At 71.6% G+C, this 19,074-nt stretch carries 17 protein-coding genes; 3 read left to right on the top strand and 14 right to left on the bottom strand.

Annotated elements, in window-relative coordinates; translation table 11 throughout:
* The first annotated feature begins 44 nt into the window (after positions 1 to 44).
* Positions 45 to 1,016, top strand: a complete 972-nt coding sequence (locus tag ASC82_RS10545; protein ID WP_056644507.1) for an LLM class flavin-dependent oxidoreductase — start codon at positions 45 to 47, stop codon at positions 1,014 to 1,016.
* A gap of 130 nt (positions 1,017 to 1,146) precedes the next feature.
* Here ASC82_RS10545 and ASC82_RS10540 read toward each other — a convergent pair whose 3' ends face one another.
* The 4 genes from ASC82_RS10540 to ASC82_RS10525 form a co-directional block, all read right to left on the bottom strand.
* Complete coding sequence (locus tag ASC82_RS10540; protein ID WP_056644505.1) at positions 1,147 to 2,580, bottom strand: sugar porter family MFS transporter; 1,434 nt, start codon at positions 2,578 to 2,580, stop codon at positions 1,147 to 1,149.
* Between the two features lie 193 nt (positions 2,581 to 2,773).
* Complete coding sequence (gene smc, locus ASC82_RS10535) at positions 2,774 to 6,343, bottom strand: chromosome segregation protein SMC (protein WP_056644502.1); 3,570 nt, start codon at positions 6,341 to 6,343, stop codon at positions 2,774 to 2,776.
* A gap of 209 nt (positions 6,344 to 6,552) precedes the next feature.
* Complete coding sequence (locus ASC82_RS10530; protein ID WP_055641131.1) at positions 6,553 to 6,771, bottom strand: hypothetical protein; 219 nt, start codon at positions 6,769 to 6,771, stop codon at positions 6,553 to 6,555.
* Between the two features lie 387 nt (positions 6,772 to 7,158).
* Positions 7,159 to 7,440, bottom strand: coding sequence for an acylphosphatase (locus tag ASC82_RS10525; RefSeq protein ID WP_024755900.1), 282 nt, complete (start codon positions 7,438 to 7,440; stop codon positions 7,159 to 7,161).
* 203 nt (positions 7,441 to 7,643) lie between these two features.
* On the opposite strand from ASC82_RS10525, the gene ASC82_RS10520 reads away from it, so the two are divergent.
* A complete protein-coding gene (locus ASC82_RS10520) occupies positions 7,644 to 8,627 on the top strand; it encodes a CAP domain-containing protein (protein WP_079039183.1) in 984 nt (327 codons plus the stop codon).
* 68 nt (positions 8,628 to 8,695) lie between these two features.
* Here the strand turns inward: ASC82_RS10520 and ASC82_RS10515 are convergent, their stop codons facing one another.
* A complete protein-coding gene (locus tag ASC82_RS10515; RefSeq protein ID WP_024755903.1) occupies positions 8,696 to 9,280 on the bottom strand; it encodes a flavodoxin family protein in 585 nt (194 codons plus the stop codon).
* Positions 9,281 to 9,405: 125 nt separating this feature from the next.
* Here ASC82_RS10515 and ASC82_RS10510 point away from each other — a divergent pair, with 125 nt between their 5' ends.
* Positions 9,406 to 9,792 carry a helix-turn-helix domain-containing protein gene (locus tag ASC82_RS10510; protein WP_056644496.1) on the top strand — a complete coding sequence of 129 codons (387 nt, stop codon included), beginning with the start codon at positions 9,406 to 9,408 and terminating at the stop codon, positions 9,790 to 9,792.
* 49 nt (positions 9,793 to 9,841) lie between these two features.
* On the opposite strand, the gene mutM is transcribed toward ASC82_RS10510, so the two are convergent.
* The 9 genes from mutM to ASC82_RS10465 all read right to left on the bottom strand — a co-directional run bounded on the left by mutM (position 9,842) and on the right by ASC82_RS10465 (position 18,881).
* Positions 9,842 to 10,696: a bifunctional DNA-formamidopyrimidine glycosylase/DNA-(apurinic or apyrimidinic site) lyase gene (gene mutM / locus ASC82_RS10505; protein WP_056644493.1), complete on the bottom strand. Its 855-nt coding sequence runs from the start codon at positions 10,694 to 10,696 to the stop codon at positions 9,842 to 9,844.
* Between the two features lie 170 nt (positions 10,697 to 10,866).
* Entirely contained in the window at positions 10,867 to 11,679 is an 813-nt protein-coding gene (gene rnc / locus ASC82_RS10500; RefSeq protein WP_056644489.1) for a ribonuclease III, read from the bottom strand.
* A 20-nt stretch (positions 11,680 to 11,699) separates the two neighbouring features.
* Entirely contained in the window at positions 11,700 to 11,873 is a 174-nt protein-coding gene (gene rpmF / locus ASC82_RS10495; protein WP_015036448.1) for a 50S ribosomal protein L32, read from the bottom strand.
* A gap of 2 nt (positions 11,874 to 11,875) precedes the next feature.
* Positions 11,876 to 12,529, bottom strand: coding sequence for a DUF177 domain-containing protein (locus ASC82_RS10490; protein WP_107105864.1), 654 nt, complete (start codon positions 12,527 to 12,529; stop codon positions 11,876 to 11,878).
* Between the two features lie 127 nt (positions 12,530 to 12,656).
* Positions 12,657 to 13,733, bottom strand: a complete 1,077-nt coding sequence (locus ASC82_RS10485) for a hypothetical protein (protein WP_056644483.1) — start codon at positions 13,731 to 13,733, stop codon at positions 12,657 to 12,659.
* Positions 13,734 to 13,843: 110 nt separating this feature from the next.
* Positions 13,844 to 14,323, bottom strand: coding sequence for a pantetheine-phosphate adenylyltransferase (gene coaD / locus ASC82_RS10480; RefSeq protein WP_185909416.1), 480 nt, complete (start codon positions 14,321 to 14,323; stop codon positions 13,844 to 13,846).
* A 26-nt stretch (positions 14,324 to 14,349) separates the two neighbouring features.
* Positions 14,350 to 14,934: a 16S rRNA (guanine(966)-N(2))-methyltransferase RsmD gene (rsmD, locus tag ASC82_RS10475; protein ID WP_056644480.1), complete on the bottom strand. Its 585-nt coding sequence runs from the start codon at positions 14,932 to 14,934 to the stop codon at positions 14,350 to 14,352.
* 67 nt (positions 14,935 to 15,001) lie between these two features.
* Positions 15,002 to 17,212 (bottom strand): ATP-dependent DNA helicase RecG, encoded by a 2,211-nt coding sequence (gene recG / locus ASC82_RS10470; protein WP_056644477.1) that lies wholly within the window; start codon positions 17,210 to 17,212, stop codon positions 15,002 to 15,004.
* Between the two features lie 40 nt (positions 17,213 to 17,252).
* Positions 17,253 to 18,881, bottom strand: coding sequence for a DAK2 domain-containing protein (locus ASC82_RS10465; protein WP_056644473.1), 1,629 nt, complete (start codon positions 18,879 to 18,881; stop codon positions 17,253 to 17,255).
* Between the last annotated feature and the right edge of the window lie 193 nt (positions 18,882 to 19,074).

Here is a 19,074-nt window from a genome sequence, read left to right as displayed (position 1 = left end):
AACGTCCCCCTTCGCCGGATCCCACGAGCGGAGGGGGACTTCCCATGCCCTTCACAGTCGTACGGTTCAACCTCGTCGACCCGCACGCGACCCCCGTCTCCCTCTCGGCCCGCTACCGGGCCGCCGTCGAGATGGCCGCCCACGCCGACGCGCACGGGGTCGACACCGTCCAGACCGAGGAGCACCACGGCGTCGAGAACAACTGGCTGCCCTCCCCCTTCGCCTTCGCGGGCGCGGTCTTCGGCGCGACGAAGAGGATCGCGGTGACCGTCTCGGCGATCATCGGGCCGCTGCACGACCCGCTGCGGCTGGCCGAGGACATCGCGGTCCTGGACCTGCTGAGCGGCGGCCGGCTCGTCACGGTGGCGGGGATCGGCTACCGGCCGGAGGAGTACGAGGAGCGCGGGGTCGACTGGGGCCGGCGCGGGAAGCTCCAGGACCTGCTCCTGGAGACCCTGCTGACGGCCTGGAAGGGCGAGCCCTTCACGTATCAGGGCCGTACGGTACGGGTCACCCCGCGGCCGCTCACCCAGCCGCATCCGATGCTGCTCGTCGGGGGCTCGTCGCGGGCGGCGGCCCGGCGGGCGGCCCGGCTGGGGCTGCCGTTCTTCCCGAGCGCGCACCTGCCGGAGCTCGACGCGTACTACCGGGAGCGGTGCGCCGAGTACGGCACGGAGGGCTGGACGATGATGCCGGCCGAGGAGACGCCGCTGCTGCACCTGTCGGAGGATCCGGACCGGACCTGGGCGGAGTACGGGGAGCACTTCCTGCACGAGGCGCGGACGTACGCCTCCTGGCAGTCGAAGGACATCCGCTCGGCGGTCCGGTCGGCGGCGACGACCGTGGAGGAGCTGCGCGCGGAGGGGGTGTACCGGGTGGTGACCCCGGACGAGTGCGTGACGCTCGGCCTGGAGAGCCTGGTGCTGCATCCGCTGTGCGGCGGGATGCCGGTCGAGGAGGGGTGGCGGAGCCTGCGGCTGTTCTGCGACGCCGTACTGCCCCGCCTCAAGGAGTGACGGCGTACGGGCTCGGCCCAGGCGTGACGACGTACGGGCTCGGCCCGGGCGTGACGACGTACTGCCCCGGCTCGGGGCATAGGACCTCGGGCCGGGGCAGTTCCGTGGGTGAGGAGAGGGGCAGCGGGGATTAGCCCATCTCCTCCAACGCCTTGCCCTTGGTCTCCTTGACGTACCTGAGCACGAAGGGGATCGAGAGCACGGCGAAGAACGTGTAGATCATGTAGGTGCCGGAGAGGTTCCAGTCCGCCAGGGACGGGAAGCTCGCGGTGATGGCCCAGTTGGCGATCCACTGCGCGGAGGCAGCGACGCCGAGCGCGGCGGCGCGGATCCGGTTGGGGAACATCTCGCCGAGGAAGACCCAGACCACGACGCCCCAGGAGAGGGCGAAGAAGAGGACGAAGACGTGGGCGGCGACGAGCGCCACGACACCCTGGGTCTCGGGGAGCTTGCCGTCGACGAGGTCCGCGGAGAAGGCCCAGGCCTCGAAGGCGAGGGCGATCGCCATGCCGACGGAGCCGACGAGGGCGAGCGGCTTGCGGCCGACGCGGTCGACCAGGACCATCGCGATCACGGTGCCGATGATGTTGATGATCGACGTGGTGAACGAGTAGAAGAACGAGCTGGACGGGTCGATGCCGACGGACTGCCAGAGCGTCGAGGAGTAGTAGAACGCGACGTTGATGCCGACGAGCTGCTGGAAGACCGAGAGTCCGATGCCGACCCAGACGATGGGCAGCAGCTTGAAGCGGCCGCCGGCGACGAGCAGGTCCTTGAAGGTGGACTTGTGCTCGCTGCGCATGGCCCGGTCGATCTCCGCGACGCGCGCGTCGAGGTCGACGCCGCTGCCCTCGACCTCGGCGAGGACCTCCTTGGCCCGGTCGGTCTTCCCGACGGAGATGAGGAAGCGCGGGGACTCGGGGATGGCGAAGGACAGCATGCCGTAGAGGAGCGCGGGCACGACCATCACGCCGAGCATCCACTGCCAGGCTTCCAGGCCGCCGATCTCGCCGCGCTGGTCCCCGTCGGCGAGCTGGAGGATGCCGTAGTTGACCAGCTGGGAGATGGCGATGCCGATGACGATCGCAGCCTGCTGGAAGGAGCCGAGGCGGCCGCGGTACGCGGCGGGGGCGACCTCGGCGATGTAGGCGGGGCCGATGACCGAGGCCATGCCGATCGCGAAGCCGCCGATGACGCGCCAGAGGGCCAGGTCCCAGAGGGCGAAGGGCAGTGCGGATCCCACGGCGCTGACGGCGAAGAGGACCGCGGAGATCTGCATGCAGCGGATGCGGCCGATGCGGTCGGCGATCCGGCCGGCGGTCGCGGCGCCGATGGCGCAGCCGATCAGCGCGATGGCGATGACCTGGGCGAGCGTGCCGGAGCCGATGTCGTAGCGGTCGCGGATCGCCTCGACGGCACCGTTGATGACGGAGCTGTCGTAGCCGAAGAGGAAGCCGCCCATCGCGGCGGAGGCCGTGATGAAGATGACGTGGCCGAGGTGGTCAGGATGGGCCGCTCGGCCTTCGGACGGCGGCGGCGTGGGCGCCTGCGCGGTACTGGTCACATGGACTCCTGGGTGGGGGGCAAGCCCTTCCAGTGGCGCACAACTTCACGCCGCTCACCACGTGAAGGTAAAAGCAACGTTGCAGAGACTATGCCTTCAAGTTTCGAAGTCAATACCCGATGTCGTATGACTTTAAGAACGTGATGGACCCCATTAGCTTCAAGACTTGAAGTGATGTTGAAGTGGCGAACGCTCAGCGCAGCCGCTGGCTGATCACCTTCGACACACCGTCGCCCTGCATGGACACGCCGTACAGCGCGTCCGCGACCTCCATCGTCCGCTTCTGGTGCGTGATCACGATCAGCTGCGAGGACTCCTGGAGCTCCTCCATGATCCGGATCAGCCGCTGGAGGTTGGTGTCGTCGAGCGCCGCCTCGACCTCGTCCATCACGTAGAACGGGCTGGGCCTGGCCTTGAAGATCGAGACGAGCAGCGCCACGGCCGTGAGCGACCGCTCGCCGCCGGAGAGCAGCGAGAGCCGCTTGACCTTCTTCCCCGGCGGGCGGGCCTCCACGTCGACGCCGGTGGTGAGCATGTTGCCCGGGTCGGTGAGGATCAGCCGGCCCTCGCCGCCAGGGAAGAGCCGCGAAAAGACGCCCTCGAACTCCCGGGCCGTGTCCCGGTACGCCTCCGTGAAGACCTGCTCGACGCGCACGTCGACCTCCTTCACGACCTGAAGGAGGTCGGTCCGGGTCTTCTTCAGGTCCTCCAGCTGCTCGGAGAGGAACCGGTGCCGCTCCTCGAGGGCGGCGAACTCCTCCAGGGCCAGCGGATTGACCTTGCCGAGCTGGTGGTACGCCCGTTCGGCGGCCTTGAGCCGCTTCTCCTGCTCCGAACGGACGAACGGCCGGGGCCGGGCCTGCGGCCCCTCCGCGTCCTCGGTCGTACCCTCGGCCGCGCCCTCGCCGTCCACGGAGGGCGACGGGGGTACGGGCTGGTCGGGACCGTACTCGGCGACCAGCGCGGCCGCCTCCACCCCGAACTCCTCCAGGGCCTTCGCCTCCAGCTGTTCGATCCGCAGCCGCTTCTCCGCGCCGAGCACCTCGCCCCGGTGGACCGAGTCGGTCAGCTTGTCGAGCTCGGCCTTGAGGTCCCGGGCACTGCCGCGGGCCACCGTGAGCCCCTGCTCACGATCGCCCCTGGCCGCCTGGGCCGCCACCCGTTCCCGCTCGGCGCGGACGAGCGAGACCTCGACGTGGGCCAGGAGCCCGCGGGCTCCGGCCGCGACCGCGCCCGCGACCAGGCGCTCGTGCCGGAGCCGGGCCCTGCGCTGCTCGGCACGCGCGCGTGCCTCGCGTTCGGCGCGGGCGGCCCGGTCGAGGGAGTCGGCCCGTCCGGCGAGCCCCTTGACCCGCTCCTCATGGGTACGGACCTGGAGCCGCGCCTCCATCTCGGTCTGGCGCGCGTTGGAACCGTCGATGGAGAGCCGGTCGCGGACGGAGGTGTCGGGCTCGTCCTCCGCGTCCCCGAAGGCGGTGGACTCCTGGGCGACGAGGAGCCGTTCGGCCAGCTCCTCCGCCTCGGCGACGGCCTTCTCCAGGGCGTCCTGGGCGCGGGCGACGGCCGCCGCGGTCCGCTCGGCCTCCCCCGCCGCTCCCCTGGCCTGCCCGGCGAGCCGTCCCAGCTCCTTGGCGACGGTCGACTTCTCCCGCTCGGCGGCCCGGCGGCTCGCGTCCAGCTCCTCGACGAGCGCTCCCGCGGTACGGCGGCGCTCGTCGGCCTCGCGCTGAGCGGCCGTCAACGCCTCGCACCGTACGGTCAGTTCGTCGAGTTCGGCGGCGGCTTCGGTCACCGAGGCCTGCACTTCGAGGAGGCTGGGCGCGCCGGCGGAGCCGCCGTGCGCGAAGTGCCCGCCGAGCAGGTCCCCTTCGGCGGTGACGGCGGTCAGGCCGGGCCGGGACCGGACCAGTTCCTCGGCCTCGTCCAGGCCGTCGACGACGACCACTCCGGCCAGCAGGCGGCGGACGGCGGGCAGGAGTTCGGCGGGGCCGCGCACCAGATCGGCGGCGCTCCGGCAGCCCTCGGCGCCGATGGCGGGGGACGGTTCGGGGGCGCCGGTCAGGAGGAGGGAGGCGCGGCCCGCGTCCTGCTTGCGCAGGAGGCGGAGGGCCTCGGCCGCGGCGGCCGGTCCGGTGGCGGCGACCGCGTCGGCGGCGGCGCCGAGGGCGGCGGCCACGGGGATCTCGTATCCCGGGGTGACGGTGAGGAGTTCGGCGGCCGGGCCGAGGAGTCCGGTGACGCCGGCGGAGAGCAGTGCGCCCGTGCCGTCCTTGCGGCGCAGGCCGAGGGCGAGGGTGTCGTGTCGGGCGCGGGTCGCGGCCCGGGTGCGTTCGGCGGTGCCGAGCGCGTCGCGGGCGGCGCTCAGCTCGGCCTCGGCCTCGGCCCGTTCGCGGCGGGCCGCCTCGTACCGCTCGGTGTGTTCGCCGTCGGCGGCGTCGAGGCCCTCGACCTCGGCCGTGAGCTGCTCGTACTCCTCCTGGGCGGTGACCGCCCGCTCCGCGGCCTCGTCGCGGGCGGCGGCCAGGCGGTCGATCTCGGCCTGGGCGGCGGCGGCGCGCGAACGGGCGGCGTTGACCTGGCCGTGGAGGCGGGCGAGGCCCTCGCGCCGGTCGGCGATGGCCCGGGCGGCGTCCTTGAGGCGGCGTTCCTCCGCCGTCAGGGCGCGTTCGAGCTCCGCGCGGTGGGCGACGGTGTCCTCCAGGGCCCGCTCGGCCGCCTCCAGGGCGGCTTCGAGCTCGGCCTCCTGCTCGCGGACGCGGGCGGCCTCCCTCTCCAGGTCCTCCGGATCGCGGCCGCGGCGCTCCTCTGCGGGGGCATCGGTGGCGCTCTTCACGCGTGCGTCGGCGAGGGAGATCGTGCCGCGGACCCGTTCGGCGAGCTGCGAGAGGGCGTACCAGCTCTGCTGGGCTCGTTCGAGCCGGGGCGCGAGGGCGCGGACCTCTGCTTCGAGTTCGGCCTCGCGGGCGAGCGCGGCCCGCAGCTCGCTCTCGGTGGCTTCCTTGCGGGCGAGGAGCGCGGCCTCGTCGGCGACCTCGGCGGTGAGAGCGGACCGAAGCTGTACGAGGTCGTCGGCGAGGAGCCGGAGGCGGGCGTCGCGGAGGTCGGCCTGGATGACGACGGCGCGGCGGGCGACGGCGGCCTGGCGGCCGAGGGGCTTGAGCTGGCGGCGCAGTTCGTCGGTGAGGTCCTGCACGCGTGCGAGGTTGGCCTGCATCGCGTCCAGCTTCCGCAGCGCCTTCTCCTTGCGCTTGCGGTGCTTGAGGACGCCGGAGGCCTCCTCGATGAAGGCGCGGCGGCCCATCGGGTCGGCGTGCAGGACGGAGTCGAGCTGTCCCTGGCCGACGATGACGTGCATCTCCCGCCCGATGCCGGAGTCGGACAGCAGGTCCTGGATGTCGAGCAGCCGGCAGGTGTCGCCGTTGATCTGGTACTCGCTGCTGCCGCCCCGGAACATGATCCGGGTGATGGTGACCTCGGCGTAGTCGATGGGCAGCGCGCCGTCGGAGTTGTCGATGGTCAGCGAGACCTCGGCGCGGCCGAGCGGCGGGCGCCCGGTCGTGCCGGCGAAGATGACGTCCTCCATCTTGCCGCCGCGCAGCGACTTGGCGCCCTGCTCTCCCATGACCCAGGACAGGGCGTCCACGACATTGGACTTGCCCGATCCGTTGGGACCCACGACACAGGTGATTCCGGGTTCGAACCGCAGGGTCGTGGCCGAGGCGAACGACTTGAATCCGCGGAGGGTCAGGGCCTTGAGGTGCACCCCGGGGACTCTACCGGGGCCCGCGCGTTTCACCCGCGAAGGTGCAGGGCAGATCATCGGGTGAGGAGGGGTGGCCAGGGGCGGGCCGTGGGGGAAACGGCGGGTGAAAGAAAGAAGGGACGCCGAAGCGCCCCTTGCATATCCAGCTGTGCCGTTGTCCGGCGGTGCCGGACGGAGTGTTTCCCACCTGGCCCCTGGGGGCTGGGTTGTCAGGTGAGCGCAGGCTCCGCCTGGGGTACGTCGAGGTCGATGCTGTCGAGCAGCGACTCTCCCTGGTGCTGAGCGGCGGCAGCCGCGAGCGTGTCGTTCTCGGACTGGATCCGTACCAGCTCGGATTCCAGGTCCTGGACACGCTGCTGAAGCCGTCGCATCTCGGCGAGGAGTCGCGGGTCGGAGCCGCCGACGTAACCGAGAAGCGCCTTTGCCATGATGGATGGTCCTCCACACTGAGTGACCGACCGATTGCGGTGTGGGTCGTGAGGGATTCGCACCCGCGGTGCTCGGCAGTGCATCGTGCCGGTTCATTACTGCCAAACAGCTAAGGTGCGCGGGGATTCCAGCGTCTCACCAAAAAGTTTGACGGTCAACACGATCACGCCCCGTTTGAAGGGGCGACTGAGGAGTGGGCGGCCGCTCAACACGCGGCGGCGCCTCTCGACCCGGTGCCTCGGGGCGTGGCGATCATCCTTAACGGGCAGCCTTCCACGGCGCGCACTTCTTGGCAACCACCAGGGAGTTCTCCCGCCACGCCCCCGTCACCGGGTGTCCCTCCGGCGTCCCTCCGGGTCACCGGAGCAGGGCCTTCGTCGCGTACGTCAGCGGATCGCGAAGCCGTCATAACCTCCGCGCGCGGTGCCCCATATCTCCGTCACGCCGTCCACGCGGCCGGGCGTGTCGCCCGTGCGGAGCCAGTCGAGAAGACGGTGGCAATTCTCACTCGGCCCCTCGGCCACCACCTGGACCCGGCCGTCGTCGAGGTTCAGGGCGAAGCCCACGAGGCCGCCGATCTCCAGTGCGTTTGCCCTGGTGAACCAGCGGAAGCCCACTCCCTGTACCCGGCCGCGCACCCAGGCGGTCATCCGTACGTCGTCACTCATGGCTGCACGCTAGCTGGCGGATTGCCCGATGAGCACGTCGCCCCGGCTTTCCATCGCGTACAGTCCCGACGGAATGCGCCTCACCCGTTCGGGCGCGCGCCATTCGACTGTCGGCCGGAAGCATGCCGACAGCAAAGATCAGCAAAGGCCAGCAAAGATCCGCAGCAAACGGCGGAGCTCCGCAGAGGAAGGCAGGGCAGCAGATGGGACGCCACCGTCGCTCCGGCGCCGCACCCGCCGCAGAAGACTACGCGGCCGGTTCGGACAGCCGGCACCGGGGTGACCGCCGCAGGCGGCGGAACCCCGTGCGCACCGGACTCCTCGGCGCCTCCGCGGCGGTCGCGGTGGGAGCCGTGGCCGTCGCCTCGGGCCTGCTGCCCGGCGGGGACACCTTCACCGTCGGCAACGCCGGTACGGGCGAGCGCCAGGTCCAGTCCCGGCAGGCGCCGGAGCTGACGACGCAGGGCGGGTCGGCCCAGACCCCGGCCGGCGGCGAGTCGGCGGGCGGCAGCGGGACGGCGAACCGGTCGGGATCGGGTACGAGCCCGAGCCCGAGTGCGACTCCGAGCAGGACCGCCTCGCCCTCGGCCTCCCCCTCCACCTCCGCGAAGCCGAGCGCCAAGCCGAGTGCGAAGCCGAGCACCAAGCCGGTCGCGAAGCCGACCCCGTCGAAGCCGGCGAGCACCACCAAGCCCGTGGCCCCGGAGAAGACGCGGGCCGCGCCCACGACGAAGCCGGCCGCGCCGAAGCCGGAGCCGACGACGGAGGCGCCGGTCGAGACGCCGGCCCCGCCGTCCACGGCCGACCGGGACGAGGCGGCCGAGGCGGAAGTCCTCCGCCTGGTCAACGTCGAGCGCGCCAAGGTGGGCTGCACCCCGGTCCGCTCGGACGCGCAGCTCGCGGCGCTCGCCGGGGCGTTCAGCACGGACATGGCGGAGCGCGGCTTCTTCGACCACACGGACCCGGACGGGGCCACGCCGTGGGCGCGCGCGGAGCAGGCGGGCATCTCGGGCCTGGGCGGCGAGAACATCGCGCGCGGCCAGGCGGACGCTGCGGCCGTGATGGACTCCTGGATGAACAGCGACGGCCACCGCGCCAACATATTGAACTGCGACTTCACGACGCTGGGCGTCGGCGTGCAGTTCGGCGACGGCGGCCCCTGGTGGACCCAGGACTTCGGCCGCTGAGCCGATTCCGTACGCGCGAAAGGGCCCCGTCACCACTCCGGTGACGGGGCCCTTTCTCTTGCGCGGGATCAGGCGGCGGCCTTGCCGGCCGCGAAGGTGCGGGCGGTCACGGCGACGCGGCGGCCGAGGTGCTCGGCGGTGGCGACGTCCGCCTTGTGGACGCCGTCGGGGCCCAGGTCGGTGTGGGTCTGGGCGCCGGCGCCGGAGAAGAAGCCGAGGCGGTTGAGGTCGTTCTCGGAGGCCTCGCTGCTGTTCCAGCCGGGCTTCAGGCCGAGGTTGACCCAGGTCATGCCGTGCTGGCCGGCGAGGGTCTGGAAGAACTGCAGGGTGTGCAGCTTGTCGCCGCTCTTGGAACCGGAGTTGGTGAATCCGGCGGCGAGCTTGTCCAGCCAGGCGTCGGAGAACCAGCGCTTCGAGGTGGCCTCGGCGAACTGGTGGAAGGCGCCGGAGGCGGTGCCCATGTAGGTCGGGGAGCCGAAGACGATCGCGTCGGAGGAGTCGAGCAGCTCCCACTCGGCGTCGGTGATCGCGTCGACCTTGATCAGGTGGACGGTGGCGCCCGCGTCGGCGGCACCGTCGCGGACGGCCTCGGCGAGGACGGCGGTGTGGCCGTAGCCGGAGTGGTAGGCGATGGAGACGACGGGGGTGGTCACAAGAGGCTCCTCGGAAAGGTCTGCGGAGGGGATGACCAGAAGTAGAGCACTAACTTTTCGATAGCGCAAGCAGTGAGTTAGCGCAGCCGTGGCAGTAAGCGCTGTGCGCGAGTACGGTGGAGGGCATGACTGACGACCTCGCCTACGACGTCTTCGCGCGGGCCTGTCCCTCGCGCGGCACGCTGGAGCACGTGACGGGCCGCTGGGGCAGCCTGACCCTCGGCGCCCTGTACGACGGCACGTTCCGCTTCAACGAGCTGCGGCGCCGGGTCGACGGCGTGAGCGAGAAGATGCTGTCGCAGACGCTCCACGCCCTGGAGCGCGACGGTCTCGTCCACCGCGACGCCCAGCCCACGAACCCCCCGCGGGTCGACTACCGGCTCACCCCGCTCGGCCGCGAGATCGCGGAGCGGCTCATCGGCCTGATCGAGCTGGTGGAGGGGCGCATGCCGGAGGTCGAGGCGGCCCGCGAGAGTTACGACGCGGAGCGCACGGCCCCCGTCACGAGCTGACCCGTCACGAGTTGACCGGTCACGAGTTGACCGGTCACATGCTTTCCGGTCAGGGGCGCGGCGGGCGCTGGCAGCGCGGGCAGAAGTAGCTGGAGCGGTTCATCCAGGGGCGCCTGCGCATCGGCGTGCCGCAGCGGCGGCACGGCTCGTCCTCGCGCCCGTAGGCGTCGAGCGAGCGGTCGAAGTAGCCGGACTCGCCGTTGACGTTCACGTACAGGCTGTCGAAGCTGGTGCCGCCGACCGCGAGGGCCTCGTTCATCACGTCCCGGGCGTGCCCGAGGAGCTCGGCCGAGCGCGGCCGGGTGAGCGTGGCGGTGGGCCGCTCGTAGTGCAGCTTCGACCGCCAGAGCGCCTCGTCCGCGTAGATGTTGCCGACGCCGCTGATCAGCGACTGGTCGAGCAGCGCCCGCTTGACGGTCGTACGGCGCTGCCTGAGCGCGCGGTGGAACGCGTCCTCGTCGAATTCGGGGTCCAGCGGGTCCCGTGCGATGTGCGCGATGACGTCCGGCAGCCCGTCCGGGGTCTGCTCGTGGAGCGAGAGCCCGCCGAAGGTGCGCTGGTCGACGAAGCGGAGCTCGGTGCCGGCCTCGTCGTCGAAGCGGATCCGGATGCGGAGGTGCTTCTCGTCGGCGGCGTCCTCCGGCTGGACGAGCAGCTGACCGCTCATGCCGAGGTGCCCGAGCACGGAGCTGCCGGTCTCGGCCAGCGGCAGCCAGAGGTACTTGCCGCGGCGCCGCGCCACCTCGAACCGCTGCCCCTTCAGCCGCGCGGCGAAGTCCGCGCCGCCGGCCGGGTGGCGTCGTACGGCCCTGGGGTGCAGCACCTCGACCTCGGTCACGGTCCGTCCGGCGACCCAGCGCTCCAGTCCGCGCCGTACGACCTCGACCTCGGGCAGCTCGGGCACGGGACTCCTCCGGACGACGTCGATCGACAGCGCTTCAACCCTACCGGCGTCCACACCCCTGGCGGCATACGGGCCTCCACCGGCCTACAGGCCCAACCGGCGTACACCCCGGGAAAAGACGAGAACCCCGCCCTGGGGCGGGGTTCTCGGGAAGCGGTGGGCGAAGGCCGTCAGGCCGTCGCACCGTTCGTGGACGGAGAGGGGTCGGCGACCTCTCCCGTGCCGGCTTCGGCAGCGGCCTTGGCCGCCGCCGCGCGCTCGTCCGCGGCGGCGCGAATCTCGCGCCACGCGGACTCCGCCGCCTGCTGCTCCGCTTCCTTCTTGCTGCGGCCGGTGCCGGTGCCGTACGAGACACCACCGACGCGGGCGGCAGCAGTGAAGACCTTCTCGTGGTCCGGACCCTCTTCGGAGACGAGGTATTCCGGCACACCCAGGCCCTCGGCCGCGGTGAGCTCCTGGAGACTGGTCTTCCAGTCCAGGCCCGCACCGAGGTTCGAGGACTTCTCGATCAGCGGGTCGAAGAGCCGGTGAACCAGCTCGGACGCCGCATCGAGGCCCTGGTCGAGATAGACCGCGCCGATCACCGCTTCAAGGGTGTCGGCGAGGATGGACGCCTTGTCCCGGCCACCCGTGCCCTCTTCGCCCCGGCCGAGCCGGATGAAGGAGCCGAGTTCGAGGCCGCGACCGACCTCCGCAAGTGCACGTGAGTTGACCACCGCGGCCCGCAGTTTGGCCAGCTGGCCTTCGGGCAGGTCGGGGTGGGTGCGGTACAGCGTGTCCGTGACCACCAGGCCGAGCACGGAGTCCCCGAGGAACTCCAGACGCTCGTTGGTGGGCAGGCCGCCGTTCTCGTACGCGAACGAACGGTGGGTCAGTGCACGCACCAGAAGGGCGGACTCGAGCCGATAGCCGAGCCGCCCTTCCAGAAGCGTGTGGGACGAGGCATGGTCCGTCTTGTCGTCCGTCTTGCGGGACTCAGACATTGCGCCTCTCACCAGCCCAATCAGACCGAGAGGACCTGGCGCTTGTTGTAGGTGCCGCAGCTCGGGCACGCGATGTGCTGCAGCTTCGGCTCCTGGCAACGCTCACACGAAACCAGGGTGGGGACCGCAGCCTTCCACTGCGACCGGCGGTGGCGCGTGTTGCTGCGCGACATCTTCCGCTTCGGAACAGCCACGGCTACTTCTCCTGCTTCTCGGCGGCGCTTCGGACGTCCCCGTCAGAGGCTTTGCCGCTCATGTTGTCCTTCTCATCGGTTCCCAGCGAACCGGCGAGTCCCTGCAATGCCGCCCAACGGGCGTCGACGGCATCATGGTGGTGGCCCGGGTTCTCGTTCAGGTCGGCTCCACATTCGGAACACAGACCCGCACAGTCCTCCCGGCACACCGGCTGCATCGGCAGTGCGAGCACCACCGCATCACGCAGCATGGGTTCGAGGTCGAACATGCCGTCCTCGAGGGGGGTCATGCTCTCGTCTTCCTCGGCTTCGTCGTCCGCGGCCGCCTTGGAGCGGCCCCGGTCGTCGGAGTCGGGGTACGAGAACATCTCCTGGAAGTCCACGTCGAGATCCAGCTCGACGGGCTCCAGACACCTTACGCACTCCCCCTCGGCCGATGCACGGGCGGTGCCTGTGACAAGCACCCCTTCCATGACCGACTCAAGACGGAGATCGATTTCCACGGGAGCGCCCTCGGGCACTCCGATGACCCCTTCGACGCCGATGGCCGTGGGGGCCTCGACGGAGCGCGAGAGCCGCTGGAGGGCACCAGGACGCCGCCCCAGCTCGTGCGTGTCGAACACGAGGGGATTGCGGTGGTCAAGGCGCGTGCTCAGGGCTCTTCCTGCTTTCGAATCGTGAGGGGGCTGCCAGAAGTGGGCAGCGAGGATCGCGGAATACGCGCGACCGAAGAGCCAGGATACTGGACGCTTCGCTCAGGGCCCAATCCGGGCCCCGGGCCCTTTACTGCCCCTGTTCGTACCGGCGCAACTGCTCCAGGTCGATCATGCTCGTGTCGAAGAAACTGGTCTCGTCGAGCGCGGCGGCCGGCTGCTGCTGGGCATGGGGCTGGGGCTGGTACTGGTGCTGCTGCTGGTCGTAGCCGTACTGACCCTGGTACGCGTACGGGTCGGGCTGCTGCTGGTAGCCGTACGGGTCCGGCTGTCCCCCTGGGCCCTGCGGCCCCGGAGGTACCCCCAGCTGGTAGCCGTACGCGGGGTCCTGCTGCGGCTGCTGGGGGTAGCCGTACGGGTCGGGCTGCTGGGCCGGGATGTGCGCGGGGGCCTGCGCGGCGACCGGGGCCGGCTGGGGGTCGGCGAGCTCCGCGAGCCCGGCGAGGTAGTCGGCGTCGCTGGTGTGGACCGTGCCGCCGAGACCGTCCTGCGCGGCCATGTGCTCGCCGAGGTCGTCGGTGGCGATCCGGCCGTGCAGCTTCTGCCGACCGCGCCCGACGGCCTCCAGGGTCTTGCTGAGGACGGCCTCGAAGGCGCCCAGCTTGGCGTCCACGTACTCGTCGGCCCGGCTGATCAGGGTCTGCGGGTCCGAGCTGTACTCCGGGGCGTCCTCGTCCGCGTAGCCGTCCCGGTCGAGGCCCGGGCCGCGGCCGAGGAGCTTCTCACGGCCCCGGTCGACGGAGCCGATGGTCTTGTTGAGGACGACCTCGAAGTTGGCGAGCTTGGAGTCGACGTAGTCGTCGGCCTCCGCGCGGACCTCCTCGGCCTCGCGGCGGGCCTCGGCGAGGATCCGGTCGGCCTCGCCCTGCGACTCCCGGGCGACCTGGGTGTCGGAGACGATCGAGCCGCGCTCGGCGTGGGCGGCCTCGATGATCCGCTCGGCCTCCTGGCGGGCCTGCTCGACCATCTGCTCACGGCCGCCGATCAGCTCCTGGGCCTGGGCGAGGGAGCCGGGCAGCGCGTCCCGTACCTCTTCGAGCAGGGAGAGCAGCTCGGCGCGGTTGACCACGCAGGATGCCGACATGGGCATGGAACGGGCGCCCTGAACGGTCGCGACGATCTCGTCGAGCTTCTTCTGCACGTCCACCGGGTGCTCGCCACTCTCTACAGCTGGATGGAGACGGACGGGACGACTGTAAGGGCAGTCGGCTCCCATCCGACACCAGGTGACGGAGCGTCAGCAGCGGTGGCGGCGCGTCACTTCTGCGCGAGGCGCTCGGTCAGCCGGCCGAGGACCTGCGGCGGCACCAGGTGGGACACGTCGCCGCCCCAGGCCGCCACCTCCTTGACCAGCGAGGAGGAGAGGAAGCTGTACGTCGGGTTGGTGGGGACGAAGAGGGTCTCCACGCCCGAGAGGCCGATGTTCATCTGCGCCATCTGCAACTCGTAGTCGAAGTCGCTGACGGCGCGCAGGCCCTTGACGATGGCGGGGATGTCCCGCTGCTTGCAGAAGTCGACGAGCAGTCCGTGGAAGGACTCCACCTCGACGTTGCCGAAGTCGGCGGTGACCTCGCGGATCAGCTCGATCCGCTCGTCGACGGTGAACAGTCCCTGCTTGGACTGGTTGATCATCACCGCGACGTGTACGACGTCGTACAGCTTGGAGGCGCGGGCGATGATGTCGAGATGTCCGTTGGTGATGGGGTCGAACGACCCCGGACAGACGGCGCGGCGCAACGTGAGTCCCTCGCTCTCCGGTCCGGTCATGGTGCGTCTTCGCACGTAGAGGCGGCGCGACCGTACCAAAACGTTCCCTCGCCGTAACGACGGGCCCGCAGTGGCTCGAATCCGTCCGGCCAGCCGAACTCCCCGCCTCGGGTGCTGCGCTCCACGGTGACGAGGGCATCGTCCGTGAGCCAGCCCCCCGAGCGGAGTGTGAGGAGGATCTCGCGAAGATCGTCGTCCGCGACGGCGTACGGCGGGTCGAGGAAGACCAGGTCGAACGGGTCGGCGGGGGCCGGTCCCGTCACGATCTGCTCCGCCTTGCCGGTCCTGAGTTCGGCGCCGGGCAGGCCGAGTGTCCTGATGTTGTCGCGGATCGTCTTCGCGGCGCGGGGGTCGGCCTCGACGAGGAGCGCGTGGACGGCGCCCCGGGAGAGCGCTTCGAGCCCGACGGCGCCGGAGCCCGCGTACAGGTCGGCGACCCGGGTCCCGTCGAGGGAGCCGAGGAACGCCTCCCAGGTGGAGAAGAGGCCTTCGCGCGCCCGGTCGGAGGTGGGGCGGGTGCCGTTGCCGGGGGGCACGGCAAGTCGGCGTCCGCCGGCGGTGCCGGCGATCACGCGGGTCATCGGTGTCCTCGTTCTCGCTGTGTCATTGCGTACGCATCAGCTTATGGCGGTTGCCGCCGGGCTGCGGTCAGCCCTTCTCCAGGTACTCCTCCCGGTCCTTGTCGAGCAGGGCTTCGAGGGCGGTGCGCAGACCGGGGTGGGCGGCGAGGTCCGGGTCGGCGAGGACGAGGGTGGTGGCCTCCTCGCGGGCGGCGGCGATGACCTCCTCGTCGTCGATGACCGTGAGCACCTTCAGGGAGGAGCGGACGCCGGACTGGGCCTGGCCGAGGACGTCGCCCTCGCGGCGCTGTTCGAGGTCGATGCGGGAGAGCTCGAAGCCGTCGAGGGTGGCGGCGACGGCGCCGAGGCGCTGCCGGGCGGGGCTGGCCTCGGGCATCTCGGTGACGAGGAGGCAGAGGCCGGGGGCGGATCCGCGGCCGACGCGGCCGCGGAGCTGGTGGAGCTGGGAGACGCCGAACCGGTCGCCGTCCATGATCACCATGGCGGTGGCGTTGGGGACGTTCACGCCGACCTCGATGACGGTGGTGGCGACGAGGACGTCGAGGTCGCCGGCGGCGAAGCGGCGCATGACGTCGTCCTTGTCGTCGGGGTGCATGCGCCCGTGCAGGACGGCGATCCGCAGGCCCGCGAGGGGGCCGGTACGGAGCTTCTCGGCGACCTCCAGGACGGCGAGGGGCGGCCGCTTCTCGGCCTCGTCCTCGGGGGACGCCTTGGCCCTCTTCTTCTGGTCCTCCTCGTCGCCGATGCGGGGGCAGACGACGTACGCCTGGTGGCCGTTCTCCACTTCCTCGCGCACCCGCTCCCAGGCGCGCGCGAGGAAGTGCGGCTTGTCGGCCGCGGGGACGACGTGGGTGGCGATCGGGGAGCGTCCGGCGGGCAGCTGGTCGAGGACGGAGGTCTCCAGGTCGCCGAAGACGGTCATGGCGACGGTCCGCGGGATGGGGGTGGCGGTCATCACGAGGAGGTGCGGGGGCTGCTTGCCCTTGCCGCGCAGGGCGTCTCGCTGCTCGACGCCGAAGCGGTGCTGCTCGTCGACGACGACCAGGCCGAGGTCATGGAACTGGACCTTGTCCTCGATCAGCGCGTGCGTGCCGATGACGATCCCCGCCTCGCCGGTGACGAGGTCGAGCAGGGCCTGCCGGCGGGCGGCGGTGCCCATGGAGCCGGTGAGCAGGACGACCTTGGTGGCCCGCTCGGCGCCGCCGAGCATCCCCCCCTCGGCGAGCTCGCCCATCATCTCGGTGACCGAGCGGTGGTGCTGCTGGGCGAGGACCTCGGTGGGGGCGAGCATCGCGGCCTGTCCCCCGGCGTCGACGACGGCGAGCATGGCGCGCAGCGCCACCATCGTCTTGCCCGAACCGACCTCTCCCTGGAGGAGGCGGTGCATGGGGTGTTCGGCGGCGAGGTCGTCGAAGATCTCGCGGGAGACCTTCTGCTGGCCGTCGGTGAGGGTGAAGGGCAGCTTGGCGTCGAAGGCGTCGAGGATGGCGCCGGGGACGGGGCGCCGGGCGACGGCGGGGAGTTGGGTGTCGGCGTGCCGCCGGCGGGCGAGGGCGACCTGGAGGACGAAGGCCTCGTCCCACTTGAGCCGGTCGCGGGCGTCGGCGACGTCCGCCTTGGTGCGGGGGCGGTGGATCTTCCGGAGGGCGTCGGGCAGCTCGGCGAGGCCGCGGCCCTCGCGCAGGGCGGTCGGCAGGGGGTCGACGGCGTCCTCGGCGTGCGGCAGGACGGCGTCGACGGCCTTGGCGATCTTCCAGGACTCCAGCTTGGTGGTGGCCGGGTAGATCGGGATGAGGGCCCCGGCCCAGCCGGCCACGGTGTCCGCGCTGTCGGCTGCCTCGTCGCCGTCGCCGCGGAGGAGTTCGTACGCCGGGTGGGCGAGCTGGAGGCGGCGGTTGAAGAGCGAGACCTTGCCGGAGAACATCGCGCGGGTGCCGGGCAGGAGGTCCTTGTGCGGCTTGTGGACGCCCTTGCCGAAGAAGACCAGTTGGAGGCGGCCGCTGCCGTCCGTGATGGTCACTTCGAGGCGCTGGCCGCGTCCCTTGGAGCCGTTGAAGGTGAGCACGCGGGCGTCGGCGACCTGCGCGACGACCGTGACGTGCTCGTCGAGCGGCAGGTCGGAGAGCGTCGTCAACTCTCCCCGCTCGGCGTACCGCCGGGGGTAGTGGTGGAGCAGGTCACCGACCGTGTGCAGGTCGAGTGCCTCGGCCATGACCTTGGCGGTGGCGGGGCCGAGGGACTTCTTGAGTGGTTCGTCGAGCGCGGGCACGCGTTCCATTGCACACCACGGGACCGACAGTCGGGGTGTTCCCCTCCGGTCATTCCACTCCGATGAGCAGCGGGGGCGCTCCCTCGCCCGCGTGGTACGTCGTGGTGTCGACGGCCAGGTAGCCGCGGCGGACGTGGCGTTCGAGGGCGGCGGCCAGGTCGGGCGGGGTGCCGTCGGCGACGATCAGGGTGACGAGTTCACCGCCCGCCGAGAGCATGCGGTCGAGGACCGTGCGGGCCGTCTCGGTGAGGTCCTGGCCGATGACAGCGACGTCGCCCTCGATGAGGCCGAGGACGTCGCCGGCCTGGCAGACGCCGGCCGAGGTGAAGGACTGGCGTTCGGCGACGGCGAGTTCGGCGTAGCGGGTGGCGCCCGCGGCGGCCGTCATGGCGACGACGTCCTCGTCGAAGCGGCGGTCGGGTTCGTGGACGGCGAGGGCGGCGATGCCCTGGACGGCGGCCCGGGTCGGGATGAGGGCGACGCGGATGCCTTCGGCCCTGGCCCGTTCGGCGGCGGCCGCGGCCGTCTGGCGCAGCTCGGTGTCGTTGGGCAGGAGGACGACCTCGCGGGCGTGGGCCCGCCGGATCGCGTCGACGAGTTCGTCGCCCGCGGGCTGTTCGCCGGGCCGTGTCTGGACGGTGGTGGCGCCTACCTCGGCGCAGAGTCCGGCCAGGCCCTCGCCGGGGACGACGGCGACCACGGCGCGCTGGGCCCGCGCCCCGCGCGCGTCCGTCTCCGGGACGGTGCTCGCGAAGTGGGTGACGCGGATGCGGTGGGGCCGGCCCGCTTCGACGCCGGCCTCGACGGCGGCTCCGGCGTCGTCGACGTGCACGTGGACGTTCCACAGCCCGTCGCCGCCGACGACGACCAGGGACTCCCCCAGCGCGTCGAGGCGGGAGCGCAGCCGCTCCACGGCCGCGTCCTCGGCCTCCAGGAGGTAGATCACCTCGTACGCGGGTCCGCCCTCGGTGCCGCAGTCCTCGGCCGCGAGGGGCGCGGCGGGCGCGACGACGCCGTGTGCCGGGGTCTCCGGGCGGAGCGGTGTCCGCCCGGTCACGGTCTCCACGAGCGCCCCGAGGACGGTCACGAGGCCCTGTCCGCCGGCGTCCACGACCCCCGCGCGGGTGAGGACGTCGAGTTGTCCCCTGGTGGTCGCCAGGGCGGTCCTGGCCCCCTCGTAGGCGCTTCCCGCCACCTCCACGAGCCGGCCGCCGGCGGCGCAGGCGCGTGCGGCGGCGGAGGCGACGGTGAGGATCGTGCCCTCGACGGGGTGGGCGACGGCCCGGCGGGCCGCGTCGGCGGCCTCGGCCAGGGCGCGGGCGAGGTGATCACCGTCACGTCCTTCGGCGAGGACGGCCGCCATGCCGCGCAGGAGTTGGGCGAGGATGGTCCCGGAGTTGCCGCGGGCGCCGAGCAGGGCCCCGTGCGCCATGGCCCGTACGGTCTCGGCGGCATCGGGTTCGGCGGCGGCGAAGACGGCTTCGACGGCCTGGTGGGCGGCTTCCGCCGTCAGGTACAGGTTGGTGCCGGTGTCCCCGTCCGCGACCGGGTAGACGTTGATCGCGTCGATCTCCGCGCGCTCCCGCCCGAGGGCGTCCAACACCCGCGCCGACCAGGTGCGGAGCGCTTCGGCGTCGAGCTCGACGAGCTCCTCGAAAGGCTGAAGGGCTCGCGACAACAGGGGCCTCCTTCGGCGGTGAGCTCACCGCAGGGTAGACCCGGGGTGTCCGTCCCCCAAGCTCTCGGCTTCGGTCGAGCAGGGGGACCCCCGGTGACCTGGGCCGGGGGCGAGGTCCGCGGAGACCATGGTAGTTTCGTTCCACCGAAGCAGGCGTTGTATGCTGCTTCGGTTGCCCGGTTCCTCCGGGCCA

Origin of the sequence: Streptomyces sp. Root431, from assembly GCF_001426585.1 — a bacterium.
GTDB classification, from domain to species: Bacteria; Actinomycetota; Actinomycetes; order Streptomycetales; family Streptomycetaceae; genus Streptomyces; species Streptomyces stackebrandtii.
The sequence above is the reverse complement of the archived record's forward strand: the minus strand, read 5'-3'. Positions and strand labels throughout refer to the sequence as shown.

Excerpts from the sequence above, each read along its gene's own strand:
- ASC82_RS10530 (WP_055641131.1), bottom strand. The coding sequence starts at position 6,771 with ATGGCAAAGGCGCTTCTCGGTTACGTCGGCGGCTCCGACCCGCGACTC.
- ASC82_RS10510 (WP_056644496.1), top strand. The coding sequence starts at position 9,406 with ATGACTGACGACCTCGCCTACGACGTCTTCGCGCGGGCCTGTCCCTCG.
- ASC82_RS10525 (WP_024755900.1), bottom strand. The coding sequence starts at position 7,440 with ATGAGTGACGACGTACGGATGACCGCCTGGGTGCGCGGCCGGGTACAG.
- rsmD (WP_056644480.1), bottom strand. The coding sequence starts at position 14,934 with ATGACCCGCGTGATCGCCGGCACCGCCGGCGGACGCCGACTTGCCGTG.
- ASC82_RS10520 (WP_079039183.1), top strand. The coding sequence starts at position 7,644 with ATGGGACGCCACCGTCGCTCCGGCGCCGCACCCGCCGCAGAAGACTAC.
- rnc (WP_056644489.1), bottom strand. The coding sequence starts at position 11,679 with ATGTCTGAGTCCCGCAAGACGGACGACAAGACGGACCATGCCTCGTCC.
- recG (WP_056644477.1), bottom strand. The coding sequence starts at position 17,212 with ATGGAACGCGTGCCCGCGCTCGACGAACCACTCAAGAAGTCCCTCGGC.
- ASC82_RS10545 (WP_056644507.1), top strand. The coding sequence starts at position 45 with ATGCCCTTCACAGTCGTACGGTTCAACCTCGTCGACCCGCACGCGACC.